16 protein-coding genes are annotated in these 14,716 nt (G+C 54.9%); 6 read left to right on the plus strand and 10 right to left on the minus strand.

What is annotated here, in order from left to right; genetic code table 11:
• Positions 1–265 precede the first annotated feature (265 nt).
• Genes rfbB through rfbD form a run of 4 tightly spaced genes read left to right on the plus strand, consistent with a single transcriptional unit; the run spans position 266 to position 3,723 of the window.
• Positions 266–1,330: a dTDP-glucose 4,6-dehydratase gene (gene rfbB / locus DUD43_RS16870; protein WP_153231188.1), complete on the plus strand. Its 1,065-nt coding sequence runs from the start codon at positions 266–268 to the stop codon at positions 1,328–1,330.
• Entirely contained in the window at positions 1,327–2,193 is an 867-nt protein-coding gene (gene rfbA, locus DUD43_RS16875; protein WP_153231189.1) for a glucose-1-phosphate thymidylyltransferase RfbA, read from the plus strand. Before rfbB ends, rfbA begins: the two co-directional genes overlap by 4 nt.
• Before the next feature lies 1 nt (position 2,194).
• Positions 2,195–2,734: a dTDP-4-dehydrorhamnose 3,5-epimerase gene (rfbC, locus tag DUD43_RS16880; protein ID WP_153231190.1), complete on the plus strand. Its 540-nt coding sequence runs from the start codon at positions 2,195–2,197 to the stop codon at positions 2,732–2,734.
• A complete protein-coding gene (gene rfbD, locus DUD43_RS16885; RefSeq protein WP_153231191.1) occupies positions 2,731–3,723 on the plus strand; it encodes a dTDP-4-dehydrorhamnose reductase in 993 nt (330 codons plus the stop codon). The genes rfbC and rfbD overlap by 4 nt, the downstream gene beginning before the upstream one ends.
• A gap of 259 nt (positions 3,724–3,982) precedes the next feature.
• Here rfbD and DUD43_RS16890 read toward each other — a convergent pair whose 3' ends face one another.
• The 10 genes from DUD43_RS16890 to DUD43_RS16935 all read right to left on the minus strand — a co-directional run bounded on the left by DUD43_RS16890 (position 3,983) and on the right by DUD43_RS16935 (position 12,472).
• Entirely contained in the window at positions 3,983–4,405 is a 423-nt protein-coding gene (locus DUD43_RS16890) for a F0F1 ATP synthase subunit epsilon (protein ID WP_045929555.1), read from the minus strand.
• Positions 4,406–4,417: 12 nt separating this feature from the next.
• Positions 4,418–5,839 carry a F0F1 ATP synthase subunit beta gene (gene atpD, locus DUD43_RS16895; RefSeq protein WP_042486019.1) on the minus strand — a complete coding sequence of 474 codons (1,422 nt, stop codon included), beginning with the start codon at positions 5,837–5,839 and terminating at the stop codon, positions 4,418–4,420.
• 44 nt (positions 5,840–5,883) lie between these two features.
• Positions 5,884–6,792 carry a F0F1 ATP synthase subunit gamma gene (atpG, locus tag DUD43_RS16900; RefSeq protein ID WP_035270228.1) on the minus strand — a complete coding sequence of 303 codons (909 nt, stop codon included), beginning with the start codon at positions 6,790–6,792 and terminating at the stop codon, positions 5,884–5,886.
• A gap of 94 nt (positions 6,793–6,886) precedes the next feature.
• Positions 6,887–8,428 carry a F0F1 ATP synthase subunit alpha gene (gene atpA / locus DUD43_RS16905; protein WP_026483720.1) on the minus strand — a complete coding sequence of 514 codons (1,542 nt, stop codon included), beginning with the start codon at positions 8,426–8,428 and terminating at the stop codon, positions 6,887–6,889.
• A gap of 35 nt (positions 8,429–8,463) precedes the next feature.
• Positions 8,464–9,003 (minus strand): F0F1 ATP synthase subunit delta, encoded by a 540-nt coding sequence (locus DUD43_RS16910; RefSeq protein ID WP_003805005.1) that lies wholly within the window; start codon positions 9,001–9,003, stop codon positions 8,464–8,466.
• A 14-nt stretch (positions 9,004–9,017) separates the two neighbouring features.
• On the minus strand, positions 9,018–9,488 hold the full coding sequence (locus DUD43_RS16915) for a F0F1 ATP synthase subunit B (RefSeq protein ID WP_153231192.1): 471 nt from the start codon (positions 9,486–9,488) through the stop codon (positions 9,018–9,020).
• Between the two features lie 154 nt (positions 9,489–9,642).
• Positions 9,643–9,885, minus strand: a complete 243-nt coding sequence (gene atpE / locus DUD43_RS16920) for a F0F1 ATP synthase subunit C (RefSeq protein ID WP_009464117.1) — start codon at positions 9,883–9,885, stop codon at positions 9,643–9,645.
• 104 nt (positions 9,886–9,989) lie between these two features.
• Complete coding sequence (gene atpB, locus DUD43_RS16925; protein ID WP_035270224.1) at positions 9,990–10,871, minus strand: F0F1 ATP synthase subunit A; 882 nt, start codon at positions 10,869–10,871, stop codon at positions 9,990–9,992.
• A 56-nt stretch (positions 10,872–10,927) separates the two neighbouring features.
• Positions 10,928–11,413, minus strand: a complete 486-nt coding sequence (locus DUD43_RS16930; RefSeq protein WP_228125830.1) for an ATP synthase subunit I — start codon at positions 11,411–11,413, stop codon at positions 10,928–10,930.
• A gap of 282 nt (positions 11,414–11,695) precedes the next feature.
• On the minus strand, positions 11,696–12,472 hold the full coding sequence (locus DUD43_RS16935) for an enoyl-CoA hydratase (RefSeq protein WP_153231193.1): 777 nt from the start codon (positions 12,470–12,472) through the stop codon (positions 11,696–11,698).
• A gap of 34 nt (positions 12,473–12,506) precedes the next feature.
• On the opposite strand from DUD43_RS16935, the gene DUD43_RS16940 reads away from it, so the two are divergent.
• Complete coding sequence (locus DUD43_RS16940) at positions 12,507–14,282, plus strand: M61 family metallopeptidase (protein WP_153231194.1); 1,776 nt, start codon at positions 12,507–12,509, stop codon at positions 14,280–14,282.
• A gap of 51 nt (positions 14,283–14,333) precedes the next feature.
• A complete protein-coding gene (folB, locus tag DUD43_RS16945; RefSeq protein ID WP_086061608.1) occupies positions 14,334–14,693 on the plus strand; it encodes a dihydroneopterin aldolase in 360 nt (119 codons plus the stop codon).
• Positions 14,694–14,716 lie beyond the last annotated feature (23 nt).

The raw sequence follows: 14,716 nt of genomic DNA on the forward strand, positions 1-14,716 counted from the left end.
TTATAATCGCCACGACACAAAGCGCAGCGTTCAAAGATAGCAACTAAACGTGTAACTTGCTGGCGGAAATCGGAGTACGCACACGCTAGACAAGCAAGCCATACCCAGAAGTCTAAAAAAAATGCAGACATGCTCCACATATCGGAATGTCTGCTATCTTGCGAGCTAGGTTAAGGTAAGCACTTGGCCATATCCTCCCCCTGAGGGGTTACCGCAGCATGACCTTTGTGCACTCTTTAGCTCAACCCGCGCTCACAACACAACTATGCGTATCCTTGTGACTGGCGGAGCCGGTTTTATTGGCTCCGCTCTTATCCGTCATCTACTCCAAACTAGCGAGCATCACATCCTGAATGTTGATGTGTTGAGCTACGCCGGAAATCTGGAGTCACTGACTCAGGTGCAGGGGCATCCGCGCTACTCGTTTAGCCAGACCAATATTTGCAACGCTGCACAAATCGCCGCGCAACTTCAACAATTCCAGCCGGATACCATCATACACCTGGCAGCAGAGTCACACGTTGACCGCTCCATTGATGGCCCCGCCTCATTTATCCAGACCAATATCGTGGGCACGTACACATTGCTTGAGCAATGCCGCCAATACTGGGAAGGTCTGGAACCACAGCGCAAGCAAGGCTTTCGCTTCCATCATGTGTCTACTGATGAGGTCTACGGCGACCTGGGCAGAACTGATGCGCTCTTTACCGAGTCAACTCCCTACAGTCCCAGTTCCCCCTATTCCGCCAGCAAGGCCAGCGCTGACCATCTGGTTCGAGCCTGGCACCGCAGCTATGGCCTGCCTGTCATCGTCAGCAATTGCTCGAACAACTACGGTCCGTACCAGTTTCCGGAAAAACTGATTCCGCATATGGTGCTTAATGCGCTGAAAGGCCAGCCCCTGCCCGTTTACGGAGCCGGCGATCAAGTACGCGACTGGCTCTATGTTGATGACCACGTCCGCGCCCTTGTCGCCGTCGCAACCCAAGGAAAAATAGGCGAAACCTACAATATTGGCGGCAAGCAGGAGAAGAAAAACCTGGATGTGGTCCAGGCTATCTGCTCTATTCTTGAGGAGCTACGCCCTGGCAAACCAGCCGGACTGGCTCACTACTCGGACCTGATCACCCTGGTAGAAGATCGCCCAGGCCATGATCAGCGCTATGCGATTGATGCCAGTAAAATAAGTGCGGAACTTGGCTGGCATGCTCAAGAAAGTTTTGAGACAGGTCTGCGCAAGACTGTACTTTGGTACCTTGAAAACACATCCTGGTGGGAGCGCATCTTGAACGGTGCCTACCGTCTGGATCGCCTGGGAAAACAAGCTTGAAAGGAATTGTATTGGCAGGCGGCTCGGGCACGCGCCTGCACCCTATCACCATGGGTGTGTCCAAGCACTTGCTCCCTGTCTACGACAAACCCATGATCTACTACCCCTTATCCGTGCTGATGCTGGCGGATATCAGGGAGATTCTGATCATCTGTACCCCGGAAGATCTACCCAATTTCCGCAATTTACTGGGGGACGGTTCACAGTTTGGTATTGAGCTTTCCTATGCTGAACAAGCTTCACCCGACGGCCTGGCCCAGGCTTTTCTGATTGGTGCTGACTTTATAGGCTCGGATTCTGTCTGCCTGATTCTGGGTGACAATATTTTCTACGGCTATGGTTTTAGCCAGATGCTGCGCTCGGCTCGTACCCGCCCTCATGGCGCCACGATTTTTGGCTACCCCGTCAATAATCCCGAAAGCTTTGGTGTAGTCGAAATGGATGCGGCGGGCAAAGCAGTATCCATTGAAGAAAAGCCAGCCAAACCCAAATCCAACCTTGCCGTAACAGGCCTGTATTTTTACGATAATCGCGTCGTGGATATCGCCCGCCAAGTCACCCCATCTGCTCGTGGTGAGCTGGAAATTACCGACATCAACAATGCCTACCTGCACCTGGATGATCTGCATGTTTCCATCCTGGGGCGAGGCTTTGCCTGGCTGGACTCCGGCACGCACGAGAGCCTGATGGAAGCGGGCTCTTTTATTCGCACCATTGAACATCGCCAGGGTTTGAAAGTCGCCTGCCTGGAAGAAATCGCATTCAATCAAGGTTGGCTATCCCGACAAGCCCTGGAAACACAGGCCCTGGCCTTGGAAAAAACGGGCTACGGACAATACTTGGCTCGCTTGCTGCAACAGTAATATGCGCACGCACACCACCCATTTACCCGGCGTTCTGATTATTGAGCCTCGCGTATTCAACGATGAACGGGGCTTTTTTAAAGAAAGCTTTAATGCGGCACGCTATCAAGCGGTAGCCGGGATAGATAGTGCCTTTGTCCAAGACAATCAGTCCTACTCCAAAGGCTCCGTGTTGCGAGGGCTGCACTTTCAGAGGACCAAACCTCAAGGCAAGCTGATCAGCGTCACGCGGGGAGCCATCTTTGATGTCGTCGTGGATATAGACCCTCGCTCCAGCACCTTCGGACAGTATGTAGGATTGGAGCTTAGCCAGGACAACCATAAACAGCTCTGGGTTGCTCCCGGATACGCACACGGTTTTTGTGTTCTAAGCGACGAGGCCGACATCAGCTATAAATGCACGGACTACTATCAGCCGGACGATGAAGGTGGACTCGCGTGGGATTGTCCACGCCTAGCCATCAACTGGCCAATTCAGAACCCTGTGCTCTCCGCCAAAGACAGGTCACACCCAGGGCTGGAGCAGTTCCTGCTGCCATGACACGCATCTTGATCGCCGGAGGGTATGGGCAGCTAGGCCAGGCACTTGCTAGCTGCCACACGCATCTCTGGCCTTCTGCAAGCAACAAGCGCACAACTGACCTTGATCATCTGCCCTCCCAGTCCCCACTGGCAGTCTCCACACAAGCGCTGCAACTGATTCCGCTCAGTCACCAGGAGCTTGATATTACGCACGGCGACTCTATTGCCCGCGCCTTGGATCACTATCAAGCCGATGTCGTCATCAACACAGCTGCCTACACCGCAGTCGACAAGGCTGAATCCGAACCGGATACAGCACATCTGATTAACGGTGTAGCCCCAGGCCTTCTGGCCACTGCCTGCGCCGAACGTGGCATAGGGCTGGTACATGTCTCTACCGACTACGTTTTTGACGGCCTGGCAAAGCAGCCCTATACCGAAGACGCCCCTACGCATCCTGTCAGTGTCTATGGGCAAAGCAAACTGGCAGGAGAGCAAGCCATCCTGGCTGCCCTGCCCTCCGCCATCATTTTGCGTACCAGCTGGGTGTTCAGCCAGTTTGGAAACAACTTTCTGAAGACCATGCTTCGCTTGGGCCAGGAACGCACCGAGCTGAACATTGTGGATGATCAGATTGGTGGCCCCAGCTACGCGCCACATATTGCCCAAGTCTTACTCCAGCTGGCACAACGGCTGTATGAAGCCAAACGAAGCAGCGGTAAGCATCAGCCTCCATCAGGTGTCTACCATTTTGCTGGCCAGCCCTCTGTAAGCTGGTATGGCTTCGCTCAGGAAATCTTTGATCAGGCGGTCAAACTCGGCCTGCTGACTCAAGCACCAAGGCTGACCGCCATCTCTACCAACCAATACCCGACACCTGCCAAGCGGCCAGCTCAATCCAGCTTGCAGCAAGGCAAGCTGGATGCTTTGCTAGGTACAGAACATATAGAAAGAAACTGGCAACACGGTATCGAGCAAAGTCTGCTTACCCTAAAACAGATGTCGTAAACCAAGCCGCATGGGTACCGCCAACAAAGCGGATGATGTGCTTATTCTGTACTGTAGTAGCCGAGTCCGACGAATCATGTACACCCCAACCGTCAGTCGGAATCTCTACTTATACCTTTGACATAGGCGCAACTCACATGGTGGGTTGGTTGCTGTTGCTACCCGGAAATTAGACTTTCCCACCCATCCCTTCAACTGCTTCAAACGCAAAAAAGCCACCCCTAAGGGTGGCTTTTTCACGGATGCTACCGACTTGAACTTAGTGCTTGCGCACGTTGCTCAAGCGACGTGCTGCGGCTGCTTGAGCGGCCAGCATGGCCAGCTCGGCTTCCACAACAGCGATGTCGGCCTTGTCCTTGGTGTTGCGCAGGGCCTCTTCCGCATGTTTGCGGGCTTCCAGAGCCTTTGCTTCATCCAAGTCGTGTGCGCGAATCGCGGTATCCGACAATACAGTGACTTTCCCAGGCTGAACCTCGAGTATGCCGCCAGCGACAAAGATATGCTCTTCGCTGCCATCGTCCATAACGATCTTCAGCGTGCCGGGACGAATCCGCGAGATCAGTGGAGTGTGACCGGGCAAAATACCCAGCTCTCCAGCCTCGCCGGGCAGCGCCACGAACTTTGCCTCACCGGAAAAGATCGATTCTTCGGCACTGACCACGTCAACATGAAGCTTAGCCATGAGTAATCCTTATTACTGAATAGTCTTGGCTTTTTCGAAAGCCTCGTCGATGGAACCGACCATGTAGAAAGCCTGTTCTGGCAGAGCATCACACTCGCCGTCGACGATCATCTTGAAGCCGCGCAGGGTTTCAGCCAGTGGAACGTACTTACCAGGCGAGCCGGTAAACACTTCTGCCACGTGGAAAGGCTGAGACAGGAAGCGCTGGATCTTACGAGCGCGGGCAACAGCCTGCTTGTCTTCTGGAGACAGCTCGTCCATACCCAGAATGGCGATAATATCGCGCAATTCCTTGTAGCGCTGCAGAGTCTGCTGAACGCCGCGAGCCACTGCGTAGTGCTCTTCGCCCACAACTTGTGGATCCAGCTGACGGCTGGTGGAATCCAGAGGGTCCACAGCGGGGTAAATACCCAGAGCAGCAATGTCACGAGACAACACAACGGTGGAGTCCAAGTGCAGGAAGGTCGTAGCAGGCGATGGGTCAGTCAAGTCATCGGCTGGAACGTAAACGGCCTGGATGGACGTAATCGAACCGGTCTTGGTGGAGGTAATACGCTCTTGCAGCTTACCCATTTCCTCGGCCAGCGTAGGCTGGTAACCCACTGCAGAAGGCATACGACCCAGCAGAGCGGACACTTCGGTACCGGCCAGCGTGTAGCGGTAGATGTTGTCCACAAAGAACAGGATGTCACGGCCTTCGTCACGGAACTTCTCGGCCATGGTCAGGCCGGACAGTGCCACACGCAGACGGTTGCCTGGAGGTTCGTTCATCTGACCGAACACCATGGCCACTTTGGATTCGCTCAGGTTGTCCATCTGGATAACGCCAGCATCGGCCATTTCGTGGTAGAAGTCGTTACCTTCACGGGTACGCTCACCCACACCGGCAAACACGGACAGACCGCTGTGTGCCTTGGCGATGTTGTTGATCAGTTCCAGCATGTTCACGGTCTTGCCCACACCGGCACCACCGAACAGACCAACCTTACCACCCTTGGCGAACGGGCAAACCAGGTCAATCACTTTAATACCGGTTTCCAGCAGCTCTACGGAAGGCGACAGTTCGTCGAAAGTAGGAGCAGCCTGGTGAATGGCGCGACGCTCGTCGGACTGGATAGGACCGACTTCGTCGATCGGGCGACCCAGAACGTCCATAATGCGGCCCAGGGTACCAACACCGACTGGCACGGAGATAGGAGCGCCCGAACCGGCCACTTCCATACCGCGGCGCAGGCCGTCGCTGGAGCCCATGGCGATGGTGCGAACTACACCGTCACCCAATTGTTGCTGTACTTCAAAAGTCAGGCCTTTTTCTGCGAAAGCCGAACTTTCGTCAACGAGAGTCAATGCTTCGTAGACTTTAGGGATGCTGTCGCGGGGGAACTGAATATCCACCACGGCGCCGATGCACTGAACGATGGTACCGTTGCTCATGTTGAGTCCTTGCAATATAACTTTGATGGTGTGCCTTGCCGTGATTACACAGCGGCGGCACCCCCCACGATTTCAGAGATTTCTTTCGTAATCGCTGCCTGGCGGGTCTTGTTATAGACCAGCTGAAGATCACCGATAACGGTCTTGGCGTTGTCCGAAGCGGCTTTCATGGCCACCATACGGGCAGACTGCTCAGAGGCCATGTTCTCGGCAACGGCCTGATACACCAGACCCTCTACGTAACGCAGCAACAAGTCGTCAATAACCGACTTGGCATCGGGTTCGTAGATGTAATCCCAACCGTATTCGGAAGAGTTAGCGCTTTCTTGAGCGACTACCTGATCACCAGCCTGGAAAGGATCTTTCAGACCGGAAGGCAGAGGCAACAAGCGAATAAATGTTGGGTCCTGCTTCATCGTATTGACAAAGCGGCTGGTCGCCAGATAAACAGCATCAATGCGGCCTTCCACGAAGTCGTCGATCTGCACCTTGATGGCGCCAATCAGACGTTCCAGGTTAGGCGCATCGCCCAAGCCCACTTCCTGAGAAACCAGATTGGCACCAACACGCGCCAATGTTCCAGCAGCTTTACCACCCAGAGCCGTTGTCTGAACTTTAATACCTTTGTCTTCAAACTCGCGAACACGCGCAAGTACCAGACGCAGAATATTGGTGTTCAGGCCGCCACACAGACCTTTGTCCGTGCTGACAACCACGATACCTACCGATTTGACTTCGGCGGGCTCAACCATGTAGGGGTGAGTGTAGTCGGGGTGCGCCTGCATCAGATGCGAAGCAATCTCGCGCACCTTGTCTGCATAGGGACGGCCAGCACGCATCCGCTCTTGCGCCTTGCGCATCTTGGATGCCGCCACCATCTCCATGGCTTTGGTGATCTTGGACGTGTTTTGCACGCTCTTGATCTTAGTACGAATTTCCTTGATTCCGGCCATCACACTTTCCTGTAAGGGCATTATCGGGAGCCAGACTAGGCTGTCGACTCCCGCTAATCATGACGCCGGGGTTTCCGGCGCCTGCCAACAATGATTAGAAAGCGCCGTGCTTTTTGAAGTCCTGGATGGCTGCAACCAACTCAGCCTCGTCTTCTTTAACCAGTTCCTTCTTGCTTTCGATACGCTCAACCAGAGCAGCGAACTTGCTGCGCAGGTGATCTTTCAGGCCTTTCTCGAAAGGCAGAACCTGAGCGACTTCCAGATCGTCGAAGTAACCGTTGTTCACAGCGTACAGGCTCACGGCCAGTTCCCACACAGCCAGAGGCTGGTACTGGGGCTGCTTGAGCAGTTCGACCACGCGCTTACCACGTTCCAGCTGGCGACGGGTTGCGTCGTCCAGGTCGGAAGCGAACTGAGCAAACGCGGCCAATTCACGGTACTGAGCCAAGTCGGTACGAATACCGCCGGACAGCTTCTTGATGACCTTGGTTTGAGCAGCGCCACCCACGCGAGACACCGAAATACCGGCGTTAATAGCGGGACGAACACCAGCGTTGAACAGGTCGGACTCCAGGAAGATCTGACCGTCAGTAATCGAAATCACGTTGGTTGGAACGAAAGCGGAAACGTCACCGGCTTGCGTTTCAATGATAGGCAGTGCGGTCAACGAACCGGTCTTGCCCTTCACTTCACCGTTAGTGAATTTTTCTACGTACTCGGCGTTCACACGAGCAGCGCGCTCGAGCAGACGGGAGTGCAGGTAGAACACGTCACCAGGGTAGGCTTCACGGCCTGGTGGGCGACGCAGCAACAGGGATACTTGACGGTAGGCCCAAGCTTGCTTGGTCAAATCGTCATAAATGATCAGGGCGTCTTCGCCACGATCACGGAAGTATTCACCCATGGTGCAACCGGAGTAAGGAGCCAGGTATTGCATGGCGGCGGACTCGGAAGCCGAGGCGGCCACAACAATCGTGTACTCCAGAGCACCGTGCTCTTCGAGCTTGCGCACCACGTTGTTGATCGTGGAAGCTTTTTGGCCCACGGCAACGTAGATACATTTAACGCCATTGCCCTTTTGAGCAATGATGGTGTCCACAGCCACGGCAGTTTTACCGGTCTGACGGTCACCAATGATCAGTTCGCGCTGACCACGGCCGATTGGCACCATGGAGTCCACGGCTTTCGTGCCGGTCTGCATGGGCTGGGAGACGGACTCACGGGCGATAACGCCAGGAGCCACTTTCTCGATGACGTCTGTCATCTTGGCGTTGATCGGGCCCTTGCCGTCGATAGGCATACCCAGAGTATCAACCACACGACCCAGCAGTTCGGGGCCAACGGGTACTTCCAGAATGCGGCCAGTTGTTTTAACTGCGTCGCCTTCGGAAACACCTGTATATTCACCCAAAATCACGGCGCCGACAGAGTCGCGCTCGAGGTTAAGGGCCAGACCGAACGTGTTGTTCGGAAATTCGAGCATTTCGCCCTGCATCACATCGGACAAACCGTGGATGCGCGTAATACCGTCGGTCACGGATACGACCGTGCCTTGTGTACGAACGTCAGTCGACGCACCCAGGCCTTCGATGCGGCTCTTGAGCAGTTCGCTGATCTCGGACGGATTAAGTTGCATGTTCAGACTCCTGAAATCCTGTTTACTGACTCGCGCTATGCGGTCAGCGTATCGCGCATGCTGGCCAGCCGGGCCTGCACGGAAGTGTCGAGCACCTGGTCACCAACAATCACCCGAATACCGCCGATAAGGTCAGCGTCGACGGTCACAGTCGGTTTTAGCTTCAGGCCAAACTTTTTCTCCAGCCCAGCGGTCAGCTCAGCAACCTGAGCCTCAGCCATCGGGAAAGCACTGATAATTTGTGCCTGCGCCGTGCCTTCGAGTTGGTGTTTCAATAGATCAAACTGTTCTGCAATTTGTGGCAACAGCAAGATGCGCTGGTTATCCACCAACAATTGAAGAAAGTTGCGAGCCTTTTCGGTGACCTGTGACTTAACCAGGCCCGTAAAGAGTTCGAGTCGCTGCCCGTTATTCAGGCGCGGATCGTTCAGTGCCTCGCGCACATCGTGGAGACCGGCCACCTGAGCCATTTCGGACAACAGGGCCGACCACGATTCGAGGCCCTGGCTGTCGTCGCGCACGGCGGCGAACAGGGCTTCGGCGTAAGGTCTGGCAATAGTCGATAGTTCAGCCATGGCCTGCCTTGATGTTAAAGTTCTGCCTTGAGCTGCTCGAGCAGCTGGGCGTGCGCATTCGCGTCAACTTCGCGTCGCAAGATTTGCTCGGCACCCTTGACAGCCAAGGCAGCCACTTCGCTACGCAGACCTTCACGTACACGTTGCACTTCCTGGTTAGCGTCTTGCTGGGCCTGCGCAATAATGCGGGCTTTTTCGGCTTCGGCTTCACGACGAGCTTGCTCCAAAAGAGCAGTCGCTTGTTTTTCAGCGTCGACAATGCGTTGATGGTTGTCGGACTTGGCCGAAGCATCCATCAGGCTGATACGCGCTTGGGCCTGTGCCAGATCGGCTTTGCCTTTATCGGCAGCAGCCAAACCATCAGCGATTTTCTGACGACGATCATCGATTGCTTTCGTCAGTGGCGGCCATACGAATTTCATCGTAAACCAGGCCAAAACGAAAAACACGATCATCTGAAAAAAGAGAGTCGCGTTTAAATTCACGGTCGTATCCCTTCAATACCACGTGTGTAGGATGCGGTATGCGTCCTGACACATGTATGTTCAAGTCGACAAGCGGTGCATGATCAAATCGAGCAACACACCGCTAACGACGACTGCCTGCCCGTCTGCCAAAAGCGGCAACGGACTCGCCTTATTACCCAACGAATGGGTTGGCGAATGCAAACAACATGGCGATACCGACACCGATCAGGAAAGCAGCATCGATCAGACCGGCCAACAGGAACATCTTGGTTTGCAGAGCGTTCATCAGTTCAGGCTGACGAGCCGATGCTTCCAGATATTTACCACCCATCAGGGCGATACCAATGCAAGCGCCAAAAGCGCCCAGACCGATGATGATACCGCAAGCAAGAGCAACGAGAGCTACGTTGGTCATGACAACTCCTTGGTTAAAAATCAGGTGTAATTCAAAAAAATCAAAGCGTTAGCAGGCTAAGCCTGCTCCCCCCAACCAGACACCATTGTCCAGTCGGAATCGGATTAATGGCCTTCGTGTGCTTGTCCAATATAGACAAGGGTGAGCATCATGAAGATGAACGCCTGGAGCAACACAATCAGAATGTGGAAGATTGCCCACACAGAACCGGCCAGAATGTGACCGATACCCAGTCCCAGGCTGGCGCCATTAAACCCTGTCCATGCGCCACCCAACAGAGCGATCAACATGAAAACCAGTTCACCAGCAAACATATTGCCGAACAACCGCATGCCCAAAGACACAGACTTGGCCGCGTATTCGATGCAGTTCAGCAAGAAGTTGAAAGGTGCGAGCACAACAGCCATCAGGCCAGTCGCGGTGAACGGTGCAGTAAACAGCTCTTTGACGAAGCCGCCTGGGTGCTTGATCTTGATGCCGTAGTAGAACATCAGCAGCAGCACGCCCATGGACATGCCCATTGGCACGTTCAGGTCAGCGGTTGGCAAAATACGGTGGTAGTACAGAGGGTCGCCATGTTCGGCGGCCAGACCGGTCTGAATGAAGATCCAGCCCAGGCCATCAACGGGCAGCAAGTCCAGCACGTTCATCATGATGATCCACAGGAACACGGTCAGCGCCAGGGGCGAGACAAATTTCCGGGACTCAGCGTTGGGAACAATGGATTTGGCCTGGTCTTCAACCCAATCGACCAGCATTTCTACAAAAGACTGCAAGCGGCCTGGTACGCCGGCTGTTGCGGCCGAAGCGGCGCGCCACAGAAAGAAAACCACAACCAGACCCATCAGCAGGGACCAGAACATGGAGTCGTAGTTAATGACACCGAAGTTGGCCAGAACATCCTGTTTTTCACCCAAGTTGTTCAAGTGAACCAAGTGATGCTGGATGTACCCTGACTGAGGCGAAATATCACTAGCAGCAGCCATCTGTATTTACCCTGTGATGTATACGTTATGGGACAAGCCCGTGAAACAAAAATTCGTTATGGCAGCTTGCGGAAAAACAGCAGCAGCACATATCCCTTCAAGACACATAGCAGGCCAAAGAGCAAGGCAGGCCAAACCAACCAGCCCGTGTTTGCCATGGCAGCCGTTGCCAGTGTCAATACCGCAAAACCGAGTTTGAATGCCTCCCCCCAGAAGAAGGAAAGCGCTCCGGCGTTGCCGCCGCCCATCAAACCCAGCAAAAGACGCAATGCGAACAATGCGTTAGGCACAAAATAAGCAGCCGCACCGATAAGTGCCGAGGCTGCTGCATATGCGCCGGAAATCCATGCCGACAGGCCAATTGCCACCAGCCCCATAAAGGCCTGGGCAACAAGTGTGCGCACAATTCCTTGCCCTGCCCGGCGAGCCATGCGGCTACGTTGCTCGGGCGTAAGTACTACGGGTTCAGGAAATGGTGCTTTGTCCCCTGCTGCCTGCACCTTGGCTGTGGTGCCTGTCTGCTGATAAATCGGCTGATTCATAGTAGGAAACAATCAGATAACGTTGTGTGGGTGGATGTACTGCAAAGGCCTGAGCCAATCCATCCGCGCAATATTATCGGCCCCTTTCAAAAGCCGGTGTCGTCAAACCCATAAAGTATAGCGTCTTTTTTTTGTTGTAAGCAAATTCAGCCTTGCTTGTTTGATACTTAATGCAAGGCTGATATACGCAATCTCAATGGCATCAAGGGGTAAGCTTATTTTGTAACATTGCAGTGCAGCAATTTTACAACACACCCCCTGTTTTATCAGCGATTGAGAAACTTAGCGGTGCTTGAACTCGGGCTTACGCTTCTCGACGAAGGCACGCATGCCTTCCTTCTGGTCGTCAGTGGCAAACAAGCCATGGAAGTTGCGGCGTTCGAACAGCAAACCTTCTTCCAGCGACGACTCAAAAGCACGGTTCACGCATTCCTTGGCCATCAGGACCGAAGGCAAGGACATGCTGGAAATAACCGTTGCAGCTTCCAGTGCTTCTTCAAGCAATTTGTCGGCAGGCACCACGCGTGACACCAGACCGGAGCGCTCGGCCTCTTCGGCATTCATCATGCGCGAAGTCAGGATCAGATCCATGGCCTTGGCCTTGCCCACGGCACGGGGCAGACGCTGCGTACCACCGAAACCGGGAATTACGCCCAGCTTGATTTCTGGCTGACCGAAACGGGCGGAGTCAGCGGCAATGATGAAGTCACACAGCATGGCCAGTTCGCAGCCACCACCCAGGGCGTAGCCAGCAACGGCGGCAATGATGGGTTTGCGGAAACGGCGCAGTTCTTCCCACTGGCCACCCAGATAGTCCTGGGAGCTGACATCGTGGTAATTCCAGTCTTTCATGGCGCCGATGTCGGCACCAGCCGCAAAGGCTTTTTCGTTACCGGTCAGCACGATACAACCGATTTCGTTGTCGGCATCGTATTTCTTTAACAGGGCATACAACTCGGCGATCAGCTCGTTATTGAGCGCATTCAAAGCCTTGGGCCGATTTAATGTCAATAAAGCAACACGACCATGCACCTCTGCTTTGACTAAGGGTTCGTTCATGCTGACTCCCAGAAAAATTAAATAGAATAGGGGAATGGAACCTACACCCGTACTTTACCGTGCCGAGCCGACAGATCTCGCCGGCCACCGCCTGACTGTCCAGATACAGATCACTTCCCCCCAAACAGATGGCCAGATTTTGAGCCTTCCGGCCTGGATTCCTGGCAGCTACCTGATCCGCGACTTCTCGCGTCAGATCGAAAGCATAGCTGCCTTCTCTGGCGAAAAGCCGGTTTCCATCCGCAAGCTGGACAATCACCGCTGGCAGTGCGAGCCCTGCGAGGGCCCCTTGAACGTGCAATACCAGGTCTATGCCTGGGACCTGTCCGTACGCGGTGCACATATTGATCAGACTCACGCTTTCTTTAATGGCACCACCGCCCTGCTGGCCGTTGAAGGACAGACCGAACAGCCTTGCCTGCTGGAACTGGTGTCCAACGAGGACATGGAAGATTGGCAGGTCTACACCAGCCTGCCCGAAGCCACTGGCATGCCGGGCGCGGCCGATCGCTATGGTTTTGGCCTGTACCGTGCCAGCAATTACGACGAACTGATCGACCACCCTATTGAAATGGGCACGCCCCAGGTCATCAGTTTCTTTGCCCATGGTGCTGAACACGAGCTGGTCTTTACCGGCGTCATCCCCAATCTGGATTTGCCGCGCATCGCCCGTGATGTAGAGAAAATCTGCGCCGAACAAATCGCCTTTTTTGAGCCTGAAACCCGCCGCGCACCCTTCCTGGATGGCAGCTCGCGCTATATATTCATGACCATGGTGACCGATGACGGTTACGGCGGTCTGGAGCATCGCGCCTCGACAGCCCTGATGGCGTCGCGCCGTGATCTGCCCACCCAGGGCCAGGACAAGTCGGTGAAAAGCGCGGGCTACCAAACCTTTTTGGGTCTGGTCAGCCATGAGTACTTCCACACCTGGAACGTCAAGCGCATCAAGCCTGCCGCTTTTGCTCCGTATGACCTGAGCCGCGAGAACCATACCCGCCTACTGTGGGTATTTGAAGGCTTCACGTCGTACTACGACGATTTGATGCTGCTGCGCTCGGGCGTGCTGAGCGAAGCCGACTACCTGAAGTTGCTGGCCAAGAACATCAATGCCGTTGAGCGTGGCCCAGGCCGCTTCAAGCAGTCCGCCGCACAAAGCTCTTTTGATGCCTGGACGCGCTACTACAAGCAGGACGAAAACTCCCCCAACGCACTGGTCAGCTATTACAGCAAGGGCGCCCTGATTGCCCTGGGCCTGGACCTGTGCATTCGCAGCCACACCCAGCAAGCCAAGGGCCTGGATGATGTGATGCTGCTGATGTGGGAACGCTATGGCCGCGACTTCTATCAAGGCAAGCCACAAGGCATTCCTGAAGACGCCATGCCTGCCCTGATTCTGGAAGCCACCGGCTACGACGCCACAGATTTCATTGCCCGCTACGTTGAAGGCTGCGAAGACCTGCCCTTGAAACCCTGGCTGGCCGAGCAAGGCTTGAAGCTGGAATGGCAAGCCTCCTCCAAGCTGCCCAGCCTGAACGCCCGCTTGCGCCAAAGCGCAGGCCAATGCCAGCTGGCTACCGTCTTCACTGATGGTGCAGCGCATCAAGCCGGCCTGTCTGCAGGTGACGCCCTGGTCGCGATTGACGGCTTGCGTGTCAGCGACACGGCCAGCCTGGAGCGTCTGCTGGCCGCTTACGAGCCGGGTCAAACCGTTCAGGTCCACGCCTTCCGCCGCGATGAACTACACTGCTTCACGCTGCAACTGGCGCGCCCTGCCTTGGACGAATGCGTCCTGAGCCGCCAGTCCTGATTGACTTCACAGGCCCGCCATACCCGGCGGGCCTGATACTTTGTTTTTGCCATGACGACACGCCGTATATTTATCAACAATCTGGTGGTGCAAGCCTCTATCGGCATGCTGGACCACGAGCTGGTTCACCGCCAGCCCCTGCATATTGATGCCGAATTCGACACCACCATTACGCAAGACGTAGAAGACAGCGATATTGGTACCGTGCTGGACTACCGCCAGCTGCGCGAGGCGCTGATTGAAGTCAGCACCACCGAGCACACCAATCTGCTGGAAACGCTGGTGGAACGCCTGGCTGATCGCATCCAGAATGATTTCCCGACCGTGGAACGCGTTAAAATCCGGGCCAGCAAGCCCGAGGCCTTTGCCGACTGTGATGCCGTCGGCATCGAGATCGAACGCAGCCGCTAAAGCCCCGCCCCGCTTCCTGCCGG

Origin of the sequence: Alcaligenes faecalis, from assembly GCF_009497775.1 — a bacterium.
GTDB classification, from domain to species: domain Bacteria; phylum Pseudomonadota; class Gammaproteobacteria; order Burkholderiales; family Burkholderiaceae_B; genus Alcaligenes; species Alcaligenes faecalis_D.